Here is a 22,190-nt window from a genome sequence, read left to right as displayed (position 1 = left end):
AGCGCTCAGAGCGCGGCCAACCGTTCACGAAGGGTGTCGAGGCCCATCGCGCCCATCTCCAGCGCCTCCTTGTGGAAGAGCTTGAGGTCGAAGTCGGCGCCCTTGCGGCTCCGCGCGTCCTCGCGGGCGGCGAGCCACAGGCGCTCGCCGATCTTGTACGCCGGTGCCTGGCCCGGCCAGCCGAGGTAGCGGTCGATCTCGTCGCGGATGTGCGCCGGCTCCGAGAGGGTGCGGGTCATCATGAACTCGAGACCGAGTTCGGGGGTCCAGCGCTCGCCGGGGTGGAAGCCGGTGCCGGCCGGGATCTCGAGCTCCAGGTGCATGCCGATGTCGATGATCACGCGGGCCGCGCGGAACAGGTGCGCGTCGAGCATGCCGAGCAGGTCGCCGTCGTCGTCGAGGTAGCCGAGCTCGCGCATGAGGCGTTCCGCGTAGAGCGCCCAGCCCTCGCCGTGGCCCGAGACCCAGCACATCAGGCGCTGGAAGTCGTTCAGCGTCTCGGACTGGTACACCGCCGTCGCGCACTGGAGGTGATGGCCCGGCACGCCCTCGTGGTAGACCGTCGAGGTCTCGCGCCACGTCGGGAACACCGACTTGCCCTCGGCGATCGACCACCACATGCGGCCCGGGCGGGAGAAGTCCGCGGTCGGCTGCGTGTAGTAGGCGCCGACGGCACCGCCGGGCGGGGCGATCCTGCACTCGAGGTTCATGAGCGCGTCCGGCAGGTCGAAGTGCACGTCGCGCAGGTCGAGCAGGGCCTTGTCGGACAGTTCCTGCATCCACGATTGCAGGCCGTCCTGGCCGTGCACCTGGTAGCGCGGGTGCTCGTCGAGGAACGCCGCGGTCTCCGCGAGAGAGGCGCCCGGCTTGAGCCGTGAGGCGACCTTCTTCATCTCGGCCTCGATGCCGAGGAACTCCTCCCAGCCCCACGTGTAGGCCTCGGCCAGGTCGAGCCGCGAGCCGGTGAAGTAGCGCGAGCCGAGGCGGTAGCGCTCCTCGCCCACGGCGTCCTTGGTCGGCGCCTGGGGAGCCAGCGTCGTGCGCAGGAACGAGGCGAAGTCCGCGTAGGCGGCGGCAGCGGCGGTGGCGCCGGCGTCGAGAGAGGAGCGCACGGAGCCGTCGACGTTCGCGGACGCGGCGAACGGGCCGAAGAACGTCGTGGCGAAGGTGTCGCACTGCTTGGCGACCTGGGTGACCTGACGCAGCGCGGAGACGTTTCCGCGGGAAGCGGCGTGTGAGAGAGAGGCGCGCAGGCCGTCCAGTGCGGCGGGCACGGCGGAGAGGCGGCGGCCGATCGTGGCCCACTGCTCCGGCGTGTCGGTCGGCATCTGGTCGAAGATGTCGCGCACGGACTGGATCGGGCTCGCGATGACGTTCAGCGAGGACTCGGTCTCACCGGCCTCGTACAGCTCGTGCTCGAGGCCCGTCCGTTCCAGGAAGACGGCGCGTGCCGCTTCCTCGGAGGCATCCGCGGGCTGTGCGGCGGTGATGGCGGCGAGCGCGCGGACGGCGAGTTCGTCACGCGCCGCGTGCCCCTCCGGGGAGAGGTCCGTCAGCTCGTGGTCGGATCCCGCGAACCCGAGGCTCGTGGCCGCGATCGGGTCCAGCGCCACGTAGTCGCTGACGAACTTGTTGCTGATGTCGTGCACGGATGCCATGTTTCGAGACGCTACCTCGCACCCCTCCACACCGAAAGTAATTAGTCAAGCTCACGACCTTCGGAGGGAACCTGCGTCGTTTGGACCGTCCTGGCAGGATGTCCGGGTGCGTCGTTCCCGGGCACTGCTGCTGCCGGTCTTCTTGCTGCTCACCCTGTTCTCGCTGAGTGGTTGCGTTCGCGTGTACGCCGCCATGGCCGTGTCGGACGACGACCGCGTCTCCGGCGAGATCGTCGCGGCCACGCCTCCCACCCAGGACAACGACCCCGGTCCGCAGCTCAAGGTGCCGCCGGAGCTCGCGAGCCGGGTCACCACCAAGCCGTACCGGGTGGAGTCGTACGCGGGCACGCAGCTGTTCTTCAACGGCCTGTCGTTCGACGAGATGCGGACGCTGTCGTCGTCCACCAGCTCGTCGAACAGCCGCTACAGCCTCAGCTTCCGCCGGTCGGGTGATCTTGTGACGCTCTCGGGCTCGGTCGACCTGACCCAGGTGCCCGTGGAGCGCGCGGACATCCAGGTCAAGGTCAGCTTCCCCGGCAAGATCGTGAACACCAACGGCCGGGAGGAGGAGAACAACACGATCGCGTGGTCTCCGAAACCCGGTCAGGCGTCGATGCTGCAGGCCACCGTGCAGTACGCGGGCGAGAACTCCCAGTCGTTCTTCGGCTGGGCGCTGCTGGTCGCCGGGCTCACCGGCGGTGCGGCGCTGATCGTCGTCGTCCTCGCGCTCATCGCCCACAAGCGCAACGTCACGCTCTAGGCGCGCGTCACCAGCCCCAGGCGCCCCAGCACTTCCCGCGTCGCCTTGGCCCTGTTCATCGTGTAGAAGTGCAGCGCGGGAACACCCTCGTCGAGCAGCCGCTGGCACATTTCGGTCGCGATGTCGATGCCGGTCGCCCGGAACCCCGCGACGTCGTCCGCGTACCGCGCGAGCCGGCGTGAGACGTCGAGCGGCAGGTCGGCGCCGGACAGCTCCACGATCTTGGCCAGGCCGCGCGGCGAGAGCATCGGCATGATGCCGGGCAGGATCGCCGCGGTGCAGCCCGCGTCCGCCACCCGGTCGCGCATCCGCAGGAACGGCTCCGGCGCGTGGAACAGCTGGGCCACCGCGTAGTCCGCGCCCGCGTCGAGCTTGCGCAGCAGGTACTTCAGGTCGGTGTCGAGGTCGCCCGAGCGCGGGTGCCCGTACGGGAACGCCGCCACGCCCACGCAGAAGTCGCCGAGCTCGCGGACCAGCCGCACCAGCTCGTCGGCGTAGTTGAGGCCTTCGGGGTGCGCGACCCACTCACCCATCGGGTCGCCGGGAGGGTCGCCGCGCAGCGCCAGGATGTTGCGCACGCCGATCGCCGCGTACCAGCCGATGACGTTGCGCAGCTCCGCCACCGAGTGCTCGACGGCGGTGAGGTGCGCGACGGGCAGCAGCGTCGTCTCCTGCGCGATGCGGCCGGTGGCGCGGATGGTGCGGTCCCGGCGCGACCCGCCGGCACCGTAGGTGATCGACACGAACGCCGGGTCGAGGCTCTCCAGTTCGCGAACGGCCTTCCAGAGGATCTTCTCGTCCTCCGCGTCTCGCGGCGGGAGGAACTCCACCGAGAACTTGGGGAACTCCCCCTGGAGCCGTTGCACCACCGACGTCATGGGGCTAACCCTAATGGGTCTTCCGGCAGGTGAAACACCCGCTCACCATGTGGTAGCCGTGCCCCGGCATGCGGGTGGCCCCGGACACAGCGGACCATGGACGCGTGTCCCACCACCCAATCGACGCCGCCCTGCCCCGGCACGTCGACGAAGCGCTGACCACGTACCTGGCCTCCCGGCGCGCGTCCGGCGAGGCGATGGACCCGAGTTTCGCGAGCGCGGTCGACGCGCTCTCCGGCTTCGTGCTGGGCGGCGGCAAGCGGATCCGCCCGACCTACGCGTGGTGGGGCTGGCGCGCGGCCGGCGGCGACCCCGGCGGGGAGCTCGCGGCCGAGGTCCTCACGGCGGTCAGCTCGCTGGAGCTGATCCAGGCGTGCGCGCTGATCCACGACGACCTGATGGACGCGTCGTCCGTGCGCCGGGGCAAGCCGACCGTGCACATCGCGTTCGGCGCGCGGCACCGCGAGCAGGGCTGGCTCGGGTCGCCGGAGCGCTTCGGCATGTCCGCGGCCGTGCTGATCGGCGACGTCGCGCTGGCGTGGGCGGACGACATGCTCTTCGCCGCCGGGCTGCCCTCCGAGGTGCTGCGCCGGATGAGCGAGCCGTGGCGGGACATGCGCACCGAGATGCTCGCCGGGCAGTACCTCGACGTGCTGACGCAGGCGCGGGGCGACTCGTCCCCGGACGCCGCGCTGCGCATCGACCGGCTCAAGACCGCCGCCTACACCGTCGAACGGCCGCTGCACATGGGCGCGGCGATGGCGGGCGCCTCACCCGAGCTGATCGACGGCCTGCGCGCGTTCGGTGCCGACATCGGCGTCGCGTTCCAGCTGCGCGACGACCTGCTCGGCGTCTTCGGCGACCCCGAGGTCACCGGTAAGCCCGCGGGCGACGACCTCGCCGAGGGCAAGCGCACGCTGCTCGTCGCCCTGGGCATGCAGTACGGCGCCGATGTGCTGGACATCGCCCTCGGCAAGCCCGACCTCGACCTGGACACGGTCGAAGAGGTCCGGCGCGCGCTCGTGGAGGTCGGCGCCGTCGACGCCGTCGAGGAGCGCATCGAGGAGCTGACGAAGAGCGCTCTGGCCGCGCTCGACGACGCCCCCGTGGCCGAACCGGCCGCCACCAAGCTCGCCGACCTCGCGATCAGCTCGACGAAGCGGGCCTTCTGAAGTCGATCATGAGCTCTCTTCCTGAGAGTTGATTAACTCCTCGTGACCGTGTGGGCCGTTGCCTGCTGACGCTTCCGCGCGTTGTGCAACGATGTTCGGGCGATGGCAGCAACTCCGTCCCTACCCCGCACGAGCTCCGAGGCGTCCCCACAGGAGCTTCAACCAGTCGTGCGCGCGAACACCTACGCCATCCCCATCCGCACGACCATGCTCGGCCTGCTGGGCGTGGCGCTGATCGCGCTCGGGGGCATGGGTGCCGGCGCGATCCTCGAGCGCGACCCGCTGCTCGCCCAGGTGGGCCTGAGCTGGCTGCGCTACGGCCACGGCCGCGACCTGGCGAGCATGGTCCTGTACCTCGGGCTGGGCCTCGTCATCTGGGCGTGGATCCGGCTCGGCCGCCTCGTGCGGTGGGGCGAGATCGGCGACTTCGCGGTGCTGGTCGCGGTGACGGTCTGGACGTTGCCGCTGCTGTTCGCGCCGCCGCTGTTCAGCAAGGACATCTACAGCTACCTGGCGCAGGGCCAGCTCGCGCTGAGCGGCTACGACCCGTACACCGTCGGGCCCGCCGTCCTGCAGAGCACGCTGTCCGAGAACGTCAGCTGGGTGTGGCAGCACACGCCGGCGCCGTACGGGCCGTTGTTCATCCTGATCGCCAAGGCGATCGTGTGGATCACGGACGCGAGCGTCATCCTCGGCGTCGTCGCCATGCGCTTCTCCCTCGCCGGTGGCCTGGTGCTGCTGTGCTGGGCGCTTCCGGGCCTGAGCAGGCACCTGGGCGGCAAGTCGGCGATCGCGCTGTGGCTGGTCGCGGCGAACCCGCTGGTGCTGATCCACCTCATCGGCGGAGCGCACAACGACGTGCTGATGATCGGGCTGATGGCGGCCGGGGTGCTGCTGGTGCTCGACCGCCGGCACGTGCTCGGCTTCGTGCTGCTCGCCCTCGCGTTCTCGGTGAAGGCCACGGCGGTCTTGGTCGTGCCGTTCCTCGTCTGGATCTGGGCGGCGCGCCTGGACGGCGACAAGCGCGCCCAGTTCCGCAAGGCGCTGCTGCCGGGCCTCGCGGCGTTCCTCGGGACGTTCGCCGTGTGCACGGTGATCGCCGGGGTGAACCTCGGCTGGATCCCGGCGCTGCGCAGCTCGTCGATGATCATCAACTGGCTGTCGGTGCCGAGCGCGGTCGGCGACTTCGTGCGCATGGTCGTGAACTGGTTCGTCTACGTCGACGGCGGCATCTTCATCGGCGTCGCGCGAGCCCTGGGCTCCGTGGTGCTGGTCTGGATCGCGTACACGCAGTGGTGGGCGGCCCGGGACGGCGAGGTGCGCGACGCGATCCGCCGGGGCGCGCTGACGATGCTCGCCGTGGCGCTGCTGTCCCCCGCGACGCTGCCCTGGTACTTCACCTGGCCGCTGGCGCTGGCCGCCGGGTTCGCGTGGAGCACGGCCGGCCTGGTGACGATGACGGTCGCGTCGCTGTTCCTGCTGCTGGTGACGTTCCCGAACGGCGACACGGCGCTCTACTCGTGGGGCTACCTGTTCTTCGCGCTGGTGGTGTCGGGGCTCGCGGCGCGGTCGCTGGTGAAGCCGGACCCGTTCGGCCTGTCCTCGCGCTACGAATGAACCCCGGGACCGTGGACCTGGGCCCCGCCTATGCCTCTTGCCGCCGGGTGAACGCGCGGTACGGCAGGACGTTCTTCCTGGCGACGACGCTGCTGCGGCCTGAGCAGCGGCCCGCGGTGCACGCGCTGTACGCGTTCGCGCGCTGGGCCGACGAGATCGTCGACGCCGCAGGGGTGGCCGACCGCGCGGGCGAACTGGACCGCCTGGAGCGGCTGCTCGACGAGGAACCGTCGAACCCGGTCCTGCACGCGCTGGCCGACACGACACGCCGCTACGACATCGACAGGTCGCTGTTCGCCGAGTTCCTCGCGTCGATGCGGATGGACCTCAGCGTGACCGAGTACGCGGACCTCGGCGCGCTCGGCGTCTACATGCGCGGTTCGGCGGAGGTCATCGGGCTGCAGATGCTGCCGGTGCTCGGCACCGTCGTGCCCCGCGAGGAGGCCGAGCCGTACGCGGCCAGGCTCGGGACGGCGTTCCAGCTCACGAACTTCCTGCGTGACGTCGGTGAAGACCTCGACCGCGGCCGGGTCTACCTGCCGTTAGACGTTCTAACCGCGCACGGTGTCGACCGCGAGCTCTTGCAATGGTGTCGTTTGCGGAAGCGCGCAAACGACCGGGTGCAAAGGGCTCTCGATGACCTAGTCGCGCACTCACATGCGATGTATCAGTCTGCGGAGCCGGGCATCGGCATGCTGTCGGCGGCGTCGCGGCCCTGCGTACGCGTTGCATACACGCTGTATCGCGACATCCTCGGGCTCGTCGGCTGCGAGGTGCTGTGGCGGCGGGTGGCCGTGCCGAACTCACGGCGGCTGGCCGTGGCGGTGCCCGGCGCCGCTCAGGCCCTCATCGCACGTGTGATGACGAGGTGAGCACCGCTTTAGCCGGGCACAAGGGTTCCAGACGCCTCTCACCTGCGGAGACGTCTGGAACCGCCGTGATCGGTGGTCTAGAAGCCCATGGACTGCGCGCGGCGCTTTACCTCGCGCCCACGGTCTCCGCGCAATGCTTCGATCGGAGTGCCAGGGAGGCTTTCGTCCTCCGTGAAGAGCCAGCGCAGGATCTCGTCCGTGGAGAAGTTCTGGTCGCGCAGCACCGTGATGGTGCCGGGCAGACCCTTCACCACTGCCCCGGCAGCGAGGAACGCCGCCGGGATGACGAGGACGCCGGCGCGCCGCTCGGCGAGCAGTTGCCCGTCGCGCAGCAGTTGGTGGACCCGGGTGACCGGAAGCCCCATTCGGTCGGCAACCTCGGGGAGGGGAAGAACCTCCAGGTCGGCAGCCAATACATCCGCAGCGGCAGGAATCGCACTCACGGGGGTCACAATGCCATAACCGAACTGGGAACGCCCTTCCGCCAACCGGGTCATCCTGAGCTTTACCATCTCGCACTGTGGAGAGGTCGGTTTCGAACGTGATGGGTGGACTGCTGGAGCAGCGCTACCGGGTGGACTCCGTGCTCGCGCGCGGTGGCATGTCCACCGTCTATCGAGGTCGTGACACTCGCCTCGATCGCGATGTCGCCATCAAGGTGATGGATCCGCATCTGACGGCGGACCCCTCGTTCGTGCTGCGCTTCGAGCGCGAGGCGCGGGCGGCGGCCCAGTTGCACCACCCGGCCGTGGTGTCCGTGCACGACCAGGGCGTCGACGGTGACCAGGTGTATCTGGTGATGGAGCTGATCGACGGCGGCAACCTCCGTGACCTGCTCAACCAGCGCGGCAAGCTCGCTCCCGCCGTCGCGTTGAGCATCCTCGGGCCGGTCCTGTCGGCGTTGGGCGCGGCACACCGCGCCGGGCTCGTGCACCGGGACGTCAAACCGGAGAACGTGCTGATCGGGCCCGGTGGCCAGGTCAAGGTGGCGGACTTCGGGCTGGCCCGCGCGATCGGCGAGAACGGCGTCACGAGCGACAGCGAGATCCTGGGCACCGTCGCCTATCTGTCACCCGAACAGGTGGAAACGGGCGCCGCGGACGCGCGCAGTGACGTCTACTCGGCCGGGATCGTGCTCTACGAGATGCTGGCGGGTCAGGCGCCCTACCGCGGCGAGACGGCCATCTCCGTGGCCTACCAGCACGTGAACTCGGACGTCCCGTCGGTTCCGGAGATCCCGCTGGCGCTCGACACGCTGGTGCGCAAGGCGACGCGGCGCGACCCGTCGCTGCGGCCCGCGAACGCCGACGCGTTCCTGGCCGAACTGGAGCGCGTGGGCACGGATCTGGGCCTCACGCCGCAGCCGGTGCCCGTGCCCGGTTCGCTGCCGGAGAACGACAGGACGGTCGTCATGCGGCCGGTTCCCGTCGCCGTCGGCGCCACTCCTCCCTCGGTGGCCGAGGCGACCAGGCCGGTGGTGCCGAAGCCGCCGCTGAACCCCGGGCTGAACCCGGGGTTGAACTCCGCGGCGATGACGACGGTCCACACGGGGCCGCCGACGCCCCCTCCCGGCTTCCCCGCCGGAGCCTCGGCGACGCGGACGATGCAGCGGCCCGAGCCGCCGCGCCGCCGTCCCGCGCAGAAGCGGAAGACGCAGGCCGAGAAGCTCGAGGAAGAACGCAAGCGGCGCAAGAAGCTCTACACGATCTGGGGATCCGTCGCCGCCGTCGTGGTGGTCGCCATCGGCCTGTTCACCTGGTACGTCGGCGCGAACCGCTACACGGAGATGCCGTCGGTGGCCGGTCAGTCCGAGCAGAACGCGCAGGTGCTGCTCTCGAAGGCCGACCTGACGGGCCTGGTCGAGAAGGTGCCGTCCAACGACGTGCCCAACGGCACCGTCATCAGCTCCGACCCCGGTCCCGGCGCGGAGCTGCGCAAGAACGAGCAGGTCAAGCTCGTCGTGTCGCGCGGCAGGCCGGTCGTGCCGTTCATCACCGCGGGTGCGGAGGTGGACGCCGCGACCAAGGAGATCCAGACCGCGGGCCTCAAGACGGTCAAGGACCCCACCAAGGACGCGTTCCACGACACGGTGCCGATCGGCAAGGTCGTGGGTCTCGATCCACGCCCTGGCACGGCGCTCGCGCTCGACGCCCCGGTGACGCTCATCCTGAGCAAGGGACCGCCGCCGCGCCTGCCCGTGCCGAACGTGACGGGCAAGACGAAGGACGAGGCGTTCGCGGAACTGCAGCGCGCCGGTCTGGAGGCGGTCGACGCGAGCGGTGACGACGGCCCGGAGAACAACGGGTCGCGCGTGGTCCGGACGGACCCGCCGGCGGGCACGGTGCTGGACCCGACGCAGAACAAGCGCGTCACGTTGTTCTACGAGAACAACAACCGCGAGGTCGAGGTCCCCGACGTCACCCGGCAGAAGGTGCGGGAGGCCAAGGAGGAGCTCGAACGGGCCGGTCTGAAGGTGAAGGTCGAGTTCAACAAGAGCAACAACGCGACCGTCGTGAACCAGTCGATCCCGCCGCGGACGCGGGTGCAGCGAGGCACCGAGATCACGATCGTCGGCCTCTGACCAGGGCAAAGCGAAGGGCCCCGCGTTCTCGACGCGGGGCCCCTTCGTTCTTCAGCTCGTCTTCAGGAAACCCGTCAGGACCGCAGCATCTCGGCGACGAGGAACGCGAGCTCGAGCGACTGCTGCGTGTTCAGGCGCGGGTCGCACGCCGTCTCGTAGCGGCCGGCGAGGTCCTGGTCGGAGATCTCCTGGGCGCCGCCGAGGCACTCGGTGACGTCCTCGCCCGTGAGCTCGATGTGGATGCCGCCGGGATGCGTGCCGAGGCGGCGGTGCACCTCGAAGAAGCCCTGGACCTCGTCGACGATGCGGTCGAAGTGCCGGGTCTTGTAGCCGGTCGACGACTCGTGCGTGTTGCCGTGCATCGGGTCGCACTGCCAGATGACCTTGTGGCCGCTGGCCTCGACCTTCTCGATGATGGCGGGCAGCACGTCGCGCACCTTCTGGTTGCCCATCCGCGAGATGAGCGTCAGGCGGCCCGGCTTGTTGTGCGGGTCGAGGCGCTCGACGTACTCGACGGCCATCTCGGGCGACGTCGTCGGGCCGATCTTGAGGCCGATCGGGTTCGCGAGCATCTCGGCGAACGCGATGTGCGCGCCGTCGAGCTGACGGGTGCGCTCACCGATCCACACGAAGTGCGACGACAGGTCGTAGAGCTTGGGCTCGTCGCCCGTCGTGTCGAGGCGGAGCAGCGCGCGCTCGTAGTCGAGGAGCAGCGCCTCGTGCGAGGCGAAGATCTCGGTGCCGTGCAGCGACTGGTCGTTCACGCCGCACGCCGACATGAACTTGAGGCCGCGGTCGATCTCGCCTGCCAGGGCCTCGTAGCGCTCGCCCGCGGGCGAGGTGCGCACGAAGTCGCGGTTCCAGTCGTGCACGCGGTGCAGGTCGGCGAGACCCGCGCCGGTGAGCGCCCGGAGCAGGTTCATGGCCGCGCCGGCGTTCGCGTAGGCGCGGATCATGCGGCCGGGGTCGGCGACGCGGGCTTCGGGCGTCGCGACCAGGGAGTTGATGATGTCGCCGCGGTAGGACGGCAGGCCGAGGGCGTCGATGCCCGACGAACGAGGCTTGGCGTACTGGCCGGCGATGCGGCCGACCTTCACCACCGGGAGACTCGCGCCGTAGGTCAGCACCACGGCCATCTGCAGCAGGGTCCGGATGTTCGCGCGGATGTGCGGCTCGGTGTTGTCAGCGAACGTCTCCGCGCAGTCACCGCCCTGCAGGAGAAACGCCTCACCGTTCGCGACCTGCGCCAGTTGGGTGTGCAGCCGGTCGATCTCGGCGGGCACGGTGATCGGCGGCACGCTCTCGAGCACGGTCCGCACGCGACGCACCTGTTCGGCGTCGGGCCATTCGGGCTGCTGGGCTGCCGGGCGCGACAGGGCGTCGTCCAGGCGCTTGCGCATCTCGGGAGGCAGCGGCGGAAGCTCGGGAAGCGTGTCGATGGGCACGTCCACGGTCCAGTTCACGCTGCTCATCCTAGTTGTCCCACACTGAGAGACCGGGCCGGGCCCGTCAGCGCTCCCCGGCCGCCGGCCTGGGCGTCATCCGGCGTAGCCGCTGTTACCTCCGGCAGGGTGAAGTCTGTTACTCGTCAACTACCGGCCTCTGCCGTGTCGCTGTGCCGCATTGCATGATGTGGGCCATGAACGCCACCCGATTGGATGACAGCACCGCGACCCGGTTGCTGGGCATCGCGGTCGACAACATCCAGCGCGACCACCCGGTCCATTGGACGCACGTCATCGACGGCGACGACCGGCTCGTGCCGCAGCGGGTGCTGCATCCGGTGTTCGCCGGGTCGTTCGACTGGCACTCGTGCGTGCACCAGACGTGGCTCGCCGTGCGCCTCCTGCGGCTGCGTCCCTCTCTCGCGGGAGCGGACACGGCTCGCAACGCCCTCGACAAGCTGATCACCCCCGACAACTGCGCCACCGAGGCCGCGTTCTTCGCCTCGCCGTCCGGACGGCACTGGGAGCGCCCGTACGGCTGGGCGTGGCTGCTGCTGCTCGACGCCGAACTGCGCTCCTCGGGCCTGCCGTGGTCGGTGACGCCGATCGCGGACGTGCTGCGCGACCGCTGGCTGGAGTGGATCTCGGTGGCGCGCCTGCCGATCCGCACCGGCACGCACAGCAACACCGCGTTCGCGACCGGCCTCGTGTGCGACGCAGCCAAGGCGAACGGTGACTCCGAACTGGTCTCCGCGTGCGCCGAGGCCGCACTGCGGTGGCACCGGGACGAGGTCGCGTACGGCGGCTTCGAGCCGGACGCCGCCGACTTCCTGTCCCCCGCGCTGACGACCGCCGACCTGATGCGCCGCGCCCTTCCCGCCGCGGAGTTCGCGGACTGGTTGGACGCCTACCTGCCGGAGCTCGAGTCGGAGCGGTGGCGCGTGCTGCGCGAGCCGTTCCCGGTCGACGACCCCAGCGACCCCTACGGCTCCCACTTGGCCGGACTCGCGTTGTCGCGCGCCTGGAACTGGGAGGCGATCGCGGAGGCGCTGCCGGACGGGCACCGGTACGTGTCGCTGGCCTCTGCGGCCTCGGCCGCGCACCGCGAGGCCGGGTGGAGCTACGTGTTCGGCGGGCACGGCTACATGGCCGACCACTGGCTCGGGACGTTCGGCGCTTACCTCGACGTCAAAGCCTTCTGACCTGCTCTTACCCGCCCATTGCAAAAGACGTTTGCGGTCGTCCGCAAACGTCTTTTGCATAAGGTCGGACAAAACGGGCGCCGATATATTGGATATCAGTTGCCGGACGACAGCGTCGCGCGCCGGATCAGGGTCAGGGCGATGCCCGTCGCCGCCGCGTGCACCGAGGCGGCGTGCGCACGGGGATCGAACCGGATCGCCGGGCCGGCGACGCTGACCGCGGCCACCACCGCCCCGTCGTGGCCGAGCACCGGCGCCGCCACGCAGGCCAGGCCGACCCGGGACTCCTCGAACTCGTAGGCCACCCCCGTCTGCCGGATCGTGGCCAGCTGCCGGCGGAGCATGCCGGGCGTGACGACCGTGCGCGGCGTCCGGCGGGCCAAGGGAGCGGACAGGACCTCCGTGCGCAACGCCGGCTGGGCATGGGCGAGCAGGGCCTTGCCGATCGCGGTCGCGTGCAGCGGCATGCGTCCGCCGAGCCGTGACGGTGACGACGCCTGCCGGTGGCCGCCGATCTTGGCGGCGTAGACGACCTCGTGGCCTTCCAGGAGTCCGAGGTGGACGGTTTCGTGGGTGCGTTCGTAGAGGTCTTCCAGGTACGGCGTGGACACCTCGACCAGGCGGCGTTCGACCGACGCGCGGATGCCCAGCTGGAACAGGTGGCCGCCCAGGCGGTAGCCGCTCGTGCCGCGGTCGAGCAGGCGGACGTCGGTCAGGTCGCCCAGGAGGCGGTGCAGGGTCGCCTTCGGGAGGCCGGTACGCCTGCCCAGTTCAGCGAAGCCGAGTTCGTCGTCGTCGGCTCCGAAGGCGTTCAGCACCGACATCACCTTGCCCAGCAGGGTGTTCGGTACCTCGCTCATCACTCGATCGTGCCACCGAGTTCCGGTCAGCGGAACTCCTGAGTCCCACGAGCACGAAGAACACCGCGACGATGTGCGGCATGAGCGAAGTCCGAACTGCAGCGGAGCGCCTCGCGAAAGCGGCGCGCGACAAGGTCACGTGCGCGCCCGTGCGGGACATCATCGGCGAGGCCGAGGCCTACGCGGTCCAGCAGCACAACATCGCCGCACGCGTCGCGGACGGCGCCGAACCCGTGGGGCGCAAGATCGGTCTCACCTCGCCCGCGGTGCGCCGGCAACTCGGTGTGGACCAGCCGGACTTCGGGGTGCTGCTGGACGACATGGCGTTCAAGGACGGCGACGTGCTGCCGTCGCACCGGCTGTTGCAGCCGCGGGTCGAGGCCGAGGTGGCGTTCGTGCTGAAGGCGGATCTCGCGGACGGCCCGTTCAACGAGGAGAAGGTCGCGGAGGCCGTCGGGTACGTCCAGGCGTCGCTGGAGGTCGTGGACAGCCGGATCGAGGCCTGGGACATCACGTTCGCCGACACCGTCGCGGACAACGCCTCGGCCGGCCTCTACGTGCTCGGCGCCCAGGAGAGGACGCTGGCCGAGGTCGCGCCCAAGGAGGTGTCGATGGTGCTCAGCGTCAACGGCGTGGAGCGCTCGACCGGTACCGGCGCGGACTGCATGGGTGATCCGCTGACCGCGCTGGCCTGGCTCGCCACGACCGCCGCGGAGCTCGGTGCCCCGCTCAGGGCCGGTGACGTCGTGCTCAGCGGGTCGCTCGGCCCCGTCGTGCCCGTCCAGGCGGGCGACGAGGTCGAGGCGACCATCACCGGGCTCGGCACGGTGCGGGCGACGTTCGGGAAGGAGGAGGCGTGAAGGTCGCGGTCATCGGGTCGGGCAACATCGGCACCGACCTCGTCATCAAGGTGCTCAAGCGGTCCACCACCCTCGAAGTGGCGGCGCTGGCCGGCATCGACCCCGATTCGGACGGACTCGCCAAAGCCAGGAAGCTCGGCGTCCCGACGACGGCCGACGGCATCGACGGTCTCGTGGCCATGCCGGGGTTCGACGACGTCGAGATCGTCTTCGACGCCACGTCGGCGGGTGCGCACGCGAAGCACGCCGAGATCCTGGCCGCGCACGGCAAGAAGGTCATCGACCTCACCCCGGCGGCGATCGGGCCGATGGTGGTGCCGACGGTCAACCTCGACGAGCACCTGAACGCGCCCAACGTCAACATGGTCACCTGCGGCGGCCAGGCCACGATCCCGATCGTCGCCGCGATCAACACGATCACCCCGGTGCCGTACGCGGAGATCGTCGCGTCGATCTCGTCGCGCAGCGCGGGTCCCGGCACCCGCGCGAACATCGACGAGTTCACCGAGACGACCGCGCAGGCCATCGCGGACGTGGGCGGCGCGAAACGGGGCAAGGCCGTCATCGTGCTCAACCCGGCCGATCCACCGATCACCATGCGGGACACCGTGTTCGCGCTCGTCCACGCGCCGGATTCCCGGACGCGGCACCGGATCCGCGAGTCCGTCGAGCACATGATCACCCAGGTCGCGGCCTACGTCCCGGGCTACCGCCTCAAGCAGCCCGTGCAGATCGACCCGGTCGAGCAGCCGCACACGCTCACCGAGGAGCCGGTGACGCACCAGGTCACCGTGCTGCTGGAAGTCGAGGGCGCGGCCGACTACCTCCCTGCCTACGCGGGCAACCTGGACATCATGACCAGCGCGGCCCTCAGAGTCGCCGAGACGATGGCGAAGGCCGTGGTGCGCGCATGAAGCTCTACCTCCAGGACGTGACGCTCCGGGACGGCATGCACGCCCTGCGGCACCGCATCGATCCCAAGAAGGTCACCGAGATCGCCAGGGCACTGGACCAGGCCGGAGTCGACGCCGTCGAGGTCTCGCACGGCGACGGCCTCAGCGGCGGCTCGCTCGTCTACGGTCCCGGCAGCCACACCGACTGGGAGTGGATCGAGGCGGCCGCGGAAGCGTTGACACGGGCCAAACTCACGACGTTGCTGCTGCCGGGCATCGGCACGCTGCACGACCTCAAGCGTGCCCACGGCCTTGGCGTGCAATCGGTTCGCATCGCCACGCACTGCACCGAGGCCGACATCTCCGCCCAGCACATCGCCGGCGCGCGTGAGCTCGGCATGGACGTGTCCGGGTTCCTGATGATGAGCCACCTCGCCGAACCGCAGGAGCTCGCACGGCAGGCGAAGCTGATGGAGTCCTACGGCGCGAACTGCGTCTACGTAACGGATTCCGGCGGCCGACTGCTCCCCCACGACGTCCGCGACCGCATTCGCGCGTACAAGGACGTCCTCGACGACAGCACCGAGATCGGCATCCACGCGCACGAGAACCTCTCGCTCGCCGTGGCGAACTCGATCACCGCCGTCGAGGAGGGCGCCACCCGAGTCGACGCGTCCCTGGCCGGACTCGGCGCTGGAGCGGGCAACTGCCCCATCGAACCGTTCGTCGCCGTCGCGAACCTCCAGCGGTGGCAGCACAACGCCGACCTGTTCGCGCTCCAGGACGCGGCCGACGACCTGGTCAGGCCGCTCATGGACCGTCCGGTCCGGGTCGACCGCGAGAGTCTGACGCTGGGCTACGCGGGGGTCTACGGCTCGTTCCTGCGCCACGCCGAGACCGCGGCACAACGCACTGGCGCCGACGTCCGCACGCTCCTGCTGGAGGCGGGACGTCGGCGCCTGGTCGGTGGTCAGGAGGACATGCTGACCGACATCGCTCTGGACCTCACACGGGAAAGGTAGTTCCGATGCCCATGCCCGTGATCCACTCGGGCACGGGCTCGTAACTCGTCCACACCAGCGGCAGGCCGACGGCGACCTGTCCGATGAGCCAGCAGCGGATCTCGTGCCCGCCGCTGCCGGCGTGGTCCTCCAGCGCCTCGTGGCCGATGGAGGCGATCTCACCGGCTGACCCCGCCGACAGCCGGTCGAGGAACCACTCGTCCCACGACGCGTTCACGCATGCTTCCGGGTTACCGCCCATCGCGCGCACCCGAGGCTCCCGCGCGGCGGCGAACTCCTTCGCATAGGCCCGGCCCCGGATCAACGACTCGCGGCGCTCCCCCACCACGGACGGATCACGCGGGTCGTTGGACGGCAACCAGTGCGACAGCCCGCCGGAAGCGACCACCAGCACCCGTCCGGGAAACGCCGACGACCGCAGCGCGGCCCCCAGCGCACGCCCCAGTTGCACGCACCGGTCCAGCGACGGCAGCGGCGGCGCGGCCGTGTTGACCACCAGCGGCACCAACGGGAGCGTCGTGCCACCGGTGATCATCTCGTAGCTCTGCACGATCCCGTGGTCGACAGTTAGCGAGTACGACAGCGACACGTCGAACCCGGCCTCGGCCAAGCCGCCGTGCGCCGACCAGGCCAGCGTCCGCTGCACCGGCAACGGCCCCGAGCTGCTGCCGAAGTCGCCGAACCCCACCGCTTCCTCGACGCCGAGCACGAACGGCGGCATGACGTCGTAGAAGTTGGCGTGGAAGTGGTCGGGCCCGATCACGACGATCGCGTCGGGTTCCAGCTTCTCCACGGCCAGCCGCACGCGGTCCGCGTCGCGCAGGAACACGGAGCCGGGTCCGGCACCGTCCGGCGGCAGCAGCGTGGCGAACGGGCTGTGCGACATCCCCGCGAAGCCGATGATCTCCGCCATCAGGACGGGTCCTTTCCGTGCAGCAGCCAGGTGCGGTGCGTGTCGAGGAACTCGGAGACCTTCTCCCACTGCGGCCAGTGCCCGGCGTCGTCGATGACGTGCAACCGCGCGTCCGGCAGCCACCCGAGCAGCATGTCGGCCTCGTCCAGCCCGCCGGTCGGGTCGTGGCTGGTCCACAGCAGCAACGTCGGTGCCGCGACCTTCCCCACCCACTCCGGGTCCCACGCGAAGTCCTTGCGCACCACGGGGTCCTGCAGCACCAGCGTGTTGGTGATCGCCTGCACGAACCCCGGCCGCGAGTACACCTGACGGCGCAGGTTCACCAGCTCGTCGGTGACCATCTCCTTGTGGTGGAACAGAAACTCGACTCGCCGCCGGACGGTCTCCTCGCTCGGGTCGAGCACGGCGGCCATCGTGCTGTCCCGCATGCGTTGCATGACCTCGGGCTTGTTCGCGATGTTGCCCGGTGTGTTCAGCACGAGCCGGTCGACGCGCTCAGGGAAGTGCGCGGCGGCCCAGGCGACGACCCAGCCGCCCAGCGACTCACCGGACAGGTGCGCGCGGTCAACACCCAACGCGTCCAGCAGCCCGACGAGGTGCTCGGACAGCACGTCGATCGTGTACGGCAGGTCGGGCAGGTCCGACCAGCCGTGACCGATCATGTCGTAGGCGGTGACGTGGAAGTCCTCCGCCAGCCCCGCGATGTCGCGCGCGTAGGCCTCCAGGTGGCCGCCGGTGCCGTGCAGCAGCACGAGTTCCGGCCCGGAACCGGCCTGCAGGACCCTGGTCCGCACGGTGTGACCGCGCACCGGGACGTCGACGTGCCGCACGGTGTGGTCCACATGCGACAGTTCGCCCCAGATGCTGACGTGCTCGGGAATCACTGTTCCTCCCCGGAGGAGTCGGGTGCTGGTGTGTCGAAACGGGCGCGGGCCTCGGCGAAGGTCGCGAGGCCGGCGCTCTGCCTGCGGGCGAGCCCGAAGAGGGCCAGCAACCGGGAGTTCTCGATCGTGAGGAACTCGACCGGATGCTCGGAAGAGTCGTTGTAGTGGCGGTGCCACGTCCACGGCGGTGTGTAGACGAACGAGCCGGAGGTCCACGACACCGTCTCGAACGAGTCCGGTTCGGCGTGCTGGATCTCGCTGTGCCCGTCGCCGGAGATCACGAAGTGCACGGTCTCGTGGTAGTGCCGTTGCATGTCGGAGCTCTCGCCCGGCGGGATCACCTGCCGGAACAGTTCGAACGTCGACGTCGGCAGCGTGCCCGCGATCCGCAGCGTCGTCGGGTTCGGCACGGCGCCCGGCGGGATCGTCTCCAGCTCGTCGTCGTGCACGACCAACGGCCGCGCGCCGTCCGGCCGCACCGCGTGCGTGAGCGCCCCGAGGAAGTCGGTCATGGCGAAGTCGGGTCCTGAGGTGGCCAACGCGATCCCTTTCACACAGTGTCGGTACGGCCGCCGTCGACGGTCAGCACGGTGCCGTTGACGTACGAAGCCTGCGGTGAAGCCAGAAACGCCACAGCGGCGGCGACCTCGCCCGGATCGGCCGCGCGCAGGGCCGGGATGTCGGCGAGGTCGTGCGCGGCGGCGGTGTCGAAGTCCACGCCCGCCGCCTCCGCCCTGCGCCACAACACCTCCATGCGGCGCGGGGTCAGCGTCGCGCCCGGAGCGACGCAGTTGACCGTGACGCCGTCCGCCGCGAACTGCCGTGACGCGAGCTTCATCGCCGACGTCACGGCGGCGCGCAGCACCGTCGACGACGCCAGGGCGGGTTGCGGCTGCTGCACCGCCGTCGACGTGATCGCGACGGCCCGCCCGAAGCCGCGGGCCGCCATCGGTGGCAACGCCTCCCGCAGCAGCGCCAGCGGGCCGAGCAGCAGCAGGTCGAGGTCGCGGTGCCACTGCGCGTCCGCGACCTCGAAGATCCCGCCCGGTGACGGCCCGCCCGCGTTCACGACCAGCACGTCGAGCGCCCCGTGGCGGTCGACGACCTCGTCCACGACCGCGGCGGCCTCGCCCGGATCGGCGAGGTCGCAGACCACGTGGTCCGCGCCGAGTGCCGCGCCGGTCTCCTTCAACGTGGACTCGGTGCGTCCGGCCAGCACGACGCGGTGCCCGCTCTCGACGAGCGCCGCGGCCGTCGCCGCACCGATTCCGCCGGCGCCGCCCCCGACGAGCGCGACCCGCGTGGTGTTTGCGTCCATGAGCTCCTACAGTCGCCGTGTGCGAACGGTCGACCAAGGATGAGTCCCAGTGACCGGGACTCGCAGTCAGGCGAGCCGAGCGGTTCACTCGAACGCGCGGCGGCGATCCTGGACGCCTTCGACGTCGCGCACCGCGAGCTCGGCCTCGCCGAACTGGTGCGCAGGTCCGGGCTCCCGCGCTCGACGGTGCACCGCACGGCGGCGCGCATGATCGAGCTCGGCTGGCTCGACAAGCCGGGTGACCGCTACCGGATCAGCACCGGCCTGTTCAAGCTCTCCGGCCTGGTGCCGGTGCGGCACGAGCTGCGCGAGGCCGTGCTGCCGTTCCTGCAGGACCTGTACGCCGCCGCCCGCGTGACGGTGCAGCTCGGTGTGCTCGACGGCACCCGCGTGCTGGTCGTCGACAAGATCACCGGGCACCGGCCGATGCCGATGCTCGACCAGGTCGGCGGCGTGATCCCGGCGCACTGCTCGGGTCTGGGCCGCGCCATGCTCGCGTTCTCCGAGACGTCCACTGTGGACGCGGTGATCGCCGCCGGGCTGGAACGCCGCACTCCCCGCACGATCACGAGCCCGACGGCGTTGCGCCGTGAGCTCGCCGCGATCCCCGACCGGGGCTGGGCCTACGACCGCGAGGAGGGCATCGTCGGCATCAGCTGCATCGCCGCGCCGATCTTCAGCGCCGGTGGCGGGGTTGCCGCGGCGTTGTCGGTCACCGGCCCGAGCGCGGCGGTGCGCCCGGACCGGATCGGGCCCGCCGTGCGGATGGCGGCCGCGGCGGCGACGCGCGCCTACTCGACGCGGCGCTGGGAGTCCCACTAGCCGGGACTCCCGGTTGGTCGCGGACTCGCGCGCGCTCCACAGTGTGGTCCGTCACATCCTCACCGAGGAGGCCCAGGATGCGTGTCGCGATCATCGGCGCCGGAGTCGCCGGCCTCACCACCGCGAAGGTGTTGTTGCAGGCAGGGCACGAGGTCGAAGTGTTCGACCGGACACCGGACGTCGGCGGCGTGTGGAGCCGCACGAGGCGTTACCCCGGCCTCACCACGCAGAGCCCGAAGGCCCAGTACTCGTTCTCGGACTTTCCGATGCCCAAGGACCTGCCGGAGTGGCCGACCGGTGAGCAGGTACAGGCGTACCTGGAGGCCTACACGTGGCACTTCGGTGTCGACGCGTGCCTGCGGCTGGAGACGACGGTGACGTCGGTCGTGCCCGTGGACGGCGTGTGGGAGCTGACCACGCACACGGGTTCGAGGTACCGCTACGACCGCGTGGTCGTGGCGAACGGCGTGTTCTGCGAACCGCTGGTGCCGGACTTCCCCGGACGTGACGAGTTCGAGGCCGCCGGTGGACGGGTACTCGCGGGCACCGAGTTCCTCGACGTCGAGGAGGCGCGGGGCAAGCACGCGCTCGTCGTCGGGTACGGCAAGTCGGCGTGCGACGTGACGGTGCCGATCAGCGGTGTCGCGGCGAGCACGGACATCATCGCGCGCCAGTTGCTGTGGAAGGTCCCGCGCAAGATCGCCGGCGTCGTGAACTTCAAAATGCTGCTGCTGACGCGCATGGGCGAGGCCTTGTTCCGCTACCGGTCGCTGCGCGGGTTCGAGAAGTTCCTGCACGGCCCGGCGAACGGGCTGCGGCGCTCGATGCTCAACTCGCTGGGTTCGGTGTCGGTCAAGCAGTTCGGGCTCGCGAACCACGACCTGGTGCCGTCCGGGCAGATGGAGGACATCGTCAAGGGCGCGATCGGCCTTGCCACCGAAGGGTTCTTCGAGGGCGTCGAGTCGGGCGAGATCCGCGTGCACCGCGACAGGACCATCGCGCGGCTCAAGGCCGGTGGCGCCGAACTCTCCGACGGCACGGTGCTGCCCGCCGACCTGGTCGTGTGCGCCACCGGGTTCACGCAGGGCGTGCCGTTCCTGCCGGCCGACGTGCAGGAGCGGTTGTTCGACGAGCGCGGGAACTTCGCGCTGTACCGGCAGATCCAGCCGATCGACGTGCCGGGCCTGTACTTCAACGGCTACAACTCGTCGTTCTTCAGCCCGCTCAACGCGGAGATGGCGGCGCTGTGGATCGCGGCCGACCTCGCGGGAGCGCTCTCGCTGCCGGACGCTCGAGCACGTCAGGCGGACGTGACCGCGCAGCTCGCGTTCATGGACGCCGCGACGAACAAGCACCACTGCCGCGGCACGAAGATCATCCCGTTCTCGCTGAAGAACGCCGACGAGGTGCTGGCGGACCTCGGGCTGCAGATCGGGAAGCTCACCCGCGCCACGCACTGGCTCAACCCGGTCGCGCCCTCCGCGTACCGCAAGGTCACTCCCGCACTGCTCGCACGGCTCAGTCGAATCGAGGTTGGAGACCATGGAAACCCCCGTGAAGCATCACGTCTACCGCAGCGGTGAGGGCACGAACGTCGGCGCGATCGGCCTGGGCATCTACACGCGGCTGACCGGCGCGGACACCAAGGGCGCCTACTCGTTGTTCGAGTACGTGGTGCCACCGAACCTCGGCGGGCCGCCCACGCACGTCCACTCCCGCGAGGACGAGCTGTTCACGTGCGTGCAGGGACGGGTCGTCGTCGAACTGGACGGCGAGGAGCACGTGCTGGGGCCGGGCGACTCGCTGCTGATGCCGCGCGGGGTGCCGCACATGTTCCACAACCCGTTCGACGAGGAGACCCGTGTGGTCGCGGTCGTGTCGCCGCCGGGGCTGGAGAACTACTACCAGGCGTTGTCCGAGCTGCCGCCGGGGCCGCGTGACATGAAGCTGGTCGCGGAGATCATGGTCGAGCACGGCCTTTCGCTGCAGAAGAAGCCATGACGCGCGCCGACATGGTGCGGCAGATGTGTGCCGCGGTCGATTCCGGTGATGCCGAGGCGTTCGGTGCCTGGTTCGCTTCTGACGCCACTTACGTCTTCGGCAACAACGATCCGTTGATCGGTCGTGCTGCCGTGGTCGCCGCTACGGCCGGTGCGGCGGGGGCGTTGCCGTGGGTGCGGCACGTGGTCGACCAGGTCGCGGAGGTCGGGGACCAGTTGTTCTGCCGGTTCACGATCGAGACCGAGGCGCCGGACGGGAAGCAGCTCGCGTTGCCCTGCGTGACGGTGATCTGGATGTCCGGCGAGGAGATCGTGGACTACCGCGTGCACATGGACATATCGCCGGCGATGGCGTGACGAAGGGGCCCGGTTCTGAACTGCCTCCCGGAAGTTGGACTGGAAATCCAGTTCCAATCGTCCGGGAGTGGTTCGT

At 70.1% G+C, this 22,190-nt stretch carries 22 protein-coding genes; 13 read left to right on the top strand and 9 right to left on the bottom strand.

The genetic code is table 11. The features are described 5' to 3' along the window. Positions 1 to 5: 5 nt before the first annotated feature. Positions 6 to 1,658 carry a DUF885 domain-containing protein gene (locus IEY88_RS35805; RefSeq protein WP_189159354.1) on the bottom strand — a complete coding sequence of 551 codons (1,653 nt, stop codon included), beginning with the start codon at positions 1,656 to 1,658 and terminating at the stop codon, positions 6 to 8. Between the two features lie 106 nt (positions 1,659 to 1,764). Here IEY88_RS35805 and IEY88_RS35800 point away from each other — a divergent pair, with 106 nt between their 5' ends. Continuing rightward, entirely contained in the window at positions 1,765 to 2,418 is a 654-nt protein-coding gene (locus IEY88_RS35800; RefSeq protein ID WP_189159353.1) for a DUF3153 domain-containing protein, read from the top strand. On the opposite strand, the gene metF is transcribed toward IEY88_RS35800, so the two are convergent. Next, positions 2,415 to 3,296 carry a methylenetetrahydrofolate reductase [NAD(P)H] gene (gene metF, locus IEY88_RS35795; RefSeq protein ID WP_189159352.1) on the bottom strand — a complete coding sequence of 294 codons (882 nt, stop codon included), beginning with the start codon at positions 3,294 to 3,296 and terminating at the stop codon, positions 2,415 to 2,417. The genes IEY88_RS35800 and metF overlap by 4 nt on opposite strands. Before the next feature lie 104 nt (positions 3,297 to 3,400). Between metF and IEY88_RS35790 the strand changes: the two genes are divergently transcribed. The 3 genes from IEY88_RS35790 (at position 3,401) to IEY88_RS35780 (ending at position 6,957) form a co-directional block, all read left to right on the top strand. Beyond that, entirely contained in the window at positions 3,401 to 4,468 is a 1,068-nt protein-coding gene (locus IEY88_RS35790; RefSeq protein WP_373294256.1) for a polyprenyl synthetase family protein, read from the top strand. Positions 4,469 to 4,636: 168 nt separating this feature from the next. Further along, positions 4,637 to 6,085: a polyprenol phosphomannose-dependent alpha 1,6 mannosyltransferase MptB gene (mptB, locus tag IEY88_RS35785; RefSeq protein ID WP_229694074.1), complete on the top strand. Its 1,449-nt coding sequence runs from the start codon at positions 4,637 to 4,639 to the stop codon at positions 6,083 to 6,085. Between the two features lie 11 nt (positions 6,086 to 6,096). After that, the gene (locus IEY88_RS35780) at positions 6,097 to 6,957 is read left to right on the top strand and encodes a phytoene/squalene synthase family protein (protein WP_308426038.1); all 861 of its coding nucleotides are present in this window, start codon (positions 6,097 to 6,099) and stop codon (positions 6,955 to 6,957) included. A gap of 77 nt (positions 6,958 to 7,034) precedes the next feature. Here the strand turns inward: IEY88_RS35780 and IEY88_RS35775 are convergent, their stop codons facing one another. After that, positions 7,035 to 7,400, bottom strand: coding sequence for an Rv2175c family DNA-binding protein (locus tag IEY88_RS35775; protein WP_268241280.1), 366 nt, complete (start codon positions 7,398 to 7,400; stop codon positions 7,035 to 7,037). A gap of 77 nt (positions 7,401 to 7,477) precedes the next feature. On the opposite strand from IEY88_RS35775, the gene pknB reads away from it, so the two are divergent. After that, positions 7,478 to 9,538, top strand: a complete 2,061-nt coding sequence (gene pknB, locus IEY88_RS35770) for a Stk1 family PASTA domain-containing Ser/Thr kinase (RefSeq protein ID WP_189159347.1) — start codon at positions 7,478 to 7,480, stop codon at positions 9,536 to 9,538. Between the two features lie 74 nt (positions 9,539 to 9,612). On the opposite strand, the gene IEY88_RS35765 is transcribed toward pknB, so the two are convergent. Further along, the gene (locus IEY88_RS35765) at positions 9,613 to 11,001 is read right to left on the bottom strand and encodes a class II 3-deoxy-7-phosphoheptulonate synthase (protein ID WP_189159346.1); all 1,389 of its coding nucleotides are present in this window, start codon (positions 10,999 to 11,001) and stop codon (positions 9,613 to 9,615) included. Between the two features lie 176 nt (positions 11,002 to 11,177). Between IEY88_RS35765 and IEY88_RS35760 the strand changes: the two genes are divergently transcribed. Continuing rightward, the gene (locus IEY88_RS35760; RefSeq protein ID WP_189159345.1) at positions 11,178 to 12,185 is read left to right on the top strand and encodes a DUF2891 domain-containing protein; all 1,008 of its coding nucleotides are present in this window, start codon (positions 11,178 to 11,180) and stop codon (positions 12,183 to 12,185) included. A gap of 95 nt (positions 12,186 to 12,280) precedes the next feature. Here IEY88_RS35760 and IEY88_RS35755 read toward each other — a convergent pair whose 3' ends face one another. Continuing rightward, entirely contained in the window at positions 12,281 to 13,045 is a 765-nt protein-coding gene (locus tag IEY88_RS35755) for an IclR family transcriptional regulator (protein ID WP_189159344.1), read from the bottom strand. Between the two features lie 80 nt (positions 13,046 to 13,125). On the opposite strand from IEY88_RS35755, the gene IEY88_RS35750 reads away from it, so the two are divergent. The 3 genes from IEY88_RS35750 to dmpG are packed head-to-tail and all read left to right on the top strand — an operon-like array spanning position 13,126 to position 15,820. After that, a complete protein-coding gene (locus IEY88_RS35750) occupies positions 13,126 to 13,905 on the top strand; it encodes a 2-keto-4-pentenoate hydratase (RefSeq protein WP_189159343.1) in 780 nt (259 codons plus the stop codon). Beyond that, on the top strand, positions 13,902 to 14,819 hold the full coding sequence (locus IEY88_RS35745) for an acetaldehyde dehydrogenase (acetylating) (protein WP_189159342.1): 918 nt from the start codon (positions 13,902 to 13,904) through the stop codon (positions 14,817 to 14,819). The genes IEY88_RS35750 and IEY88_RS35745 overlap by 4 nt, the downstream gene beginning before the upstream one ends. Further along, positions 14,816 to 15,820, top strand: a complete 1,005-nt coding sequence (dmpG, locus tag IEY88_RS35740) for a 4-hydroxy-2-oxovalerate aldolase (RefSeq protein ID WP_189159341.1) — start codon at positions 14,816 to 14,818, stop codon at positions 15,818 to 15,820. The genes IEY88_RS35745 and dmpG overlap by 4 nt, the downstream gene beginning before the upstream one ends. Here the strand turns inward: dmpG and IEY88_RS35735 are convergent. Genes IEY88_RS35735 through IEY88_RS35720 form a run of 4 tightly spaced genes read right to left on the bottom strand, consistent with a single transcriptional unit; the run spans position 15,804 to position 18,935 of the window. Continuing rightward, positions 15,804 to 16,733, bottom strand: coding sequence for a DODA-type extradiol aromatic ring-opening family dioxygenase (locus tag IEY88_RS35735; RefSeq protein WP_189159340.1), 930 nt, complete (start codon positions 16,731 to 16,733; stop codon positions 15,804 to 15,806). The two genes, dmpG and IEY88_RS35735, sit on opposite strands and share 17 nt — an antisense overlap. Beyond that, entirely contained in the window at positions 16,733 to 17,617 is an 885-nt protein-coding gene (locus IEY88_RS35730) for an alpha/beta fold hydrolase (protein ID WP_229694073.1), read from the bottom strand. Before IEY88_RS35730 ends, IEY88_RS35735 begins: the two co-directional genes overlap by 1 nt. Then, entirely contained in the window at positions 17,614 to 18,129 is a 516-nt protein-coding gene (locus IEY88_RS35725) for a cupin domain-containing protein (protein ID WP_229694072.1), read from the bottom strand. The genes IEY88_RS35730 and IEY88_RS35725 overlap by 4 nt, the downstream gene beginning before the upstream one ends. Positions 18,130 to 18,167: 38 nt before the next feature. Continuing rightward, positions 18,168 to 18,935, bottom strand: a complete 768-nt coding sequence (locus IEY88_RS35720; protein ID WP_189159338.1) for an SDR family oxidoreductase — start codon at positions 18,933 to 18,935, stop codon at positions 18,168 to 18,170. A gap of 39 nt (positions 18,936 to 18,974) precedes the next feature. On the opposite strand from IEY88_RS35720, the gene IEY88_RS35715 reads away from it, so the two are divergent. From IEY88_RS35715 to IEY88_RS35700, 4 genes are all read left to right on the top strand, one after another. Then, positions 18,975 to 19,757 carry an IclR family transcriptional regulator gene (locus IEY88_RS35715; RefSeq protein ID WP_189159337.1) on the top strand — a complete coding sequence of 261 codons (783 nt, stop codon included), beginning with the start codon at positions 18,975 to 18,977 and terminating at the stop codon, positions 19,755 to 19,757. A gap of 77 nt (positions 19,758 to 19,834) precedes the next feature. Next, positions 19,835 to 21,340, top strand: coding sequence for a flavin-containing monooxygenase (locus IEY88_RS35710; protein WP_189159336.1), 1,506 nt, complete (start codon positions 19,835 to 19,837; stop codon positions 21,338 to 21,340). After that, positions 21,300 to 21,758 carry a cupin domain-containing protein gene (locus IEY88_RS35705; protein ID WP_189159335.1) on the top strand — a complete coding sequence of 153 codons (459 nt, stop codon included), beginning with the start codon at positions 21,300 to 21,302 and terminating at the stop codon, positions 21,756 to 21,758. Before IEY88_RS35710 ends, IEY88_RS35705 begins: the two co-directional genes overlap by 41 nt. Continuing rightward, the gene (locus IEY88_RS35700; RefSeq protein ID WP_189159334.1) at positions 21,755 to 22,114 is read left to right on the top strand and encodes a nuclear transport factor 2 family protein; all 360 of its coding nucleotides are present in this window, start codon (positions 21,755 to 21,757) and stop codon (positions 22,112 to 22,114) included. The genes IEY88_RS35705 and IEY88_RS35700 overlap by 4 nt, the downstream gene beginning before the upstream one ends. Positions 22,115 to 22,190 lie beyond the last annotated feature (76 nt).

Source organism: Lentzea pudingi, assembly GCF_014646255.1.
GTDB classification, from domain to species: Bacteria; Actinomycetota; Actinomycetes; order Mycobacteriales; family Pseudonocardiaceae; genus Lentzea; species Lentzea pudingi.
Note: the sequence above shows the minus strand (reverse complement) of the source record. Positions and strands in the feature narration are given on the sequence as shown.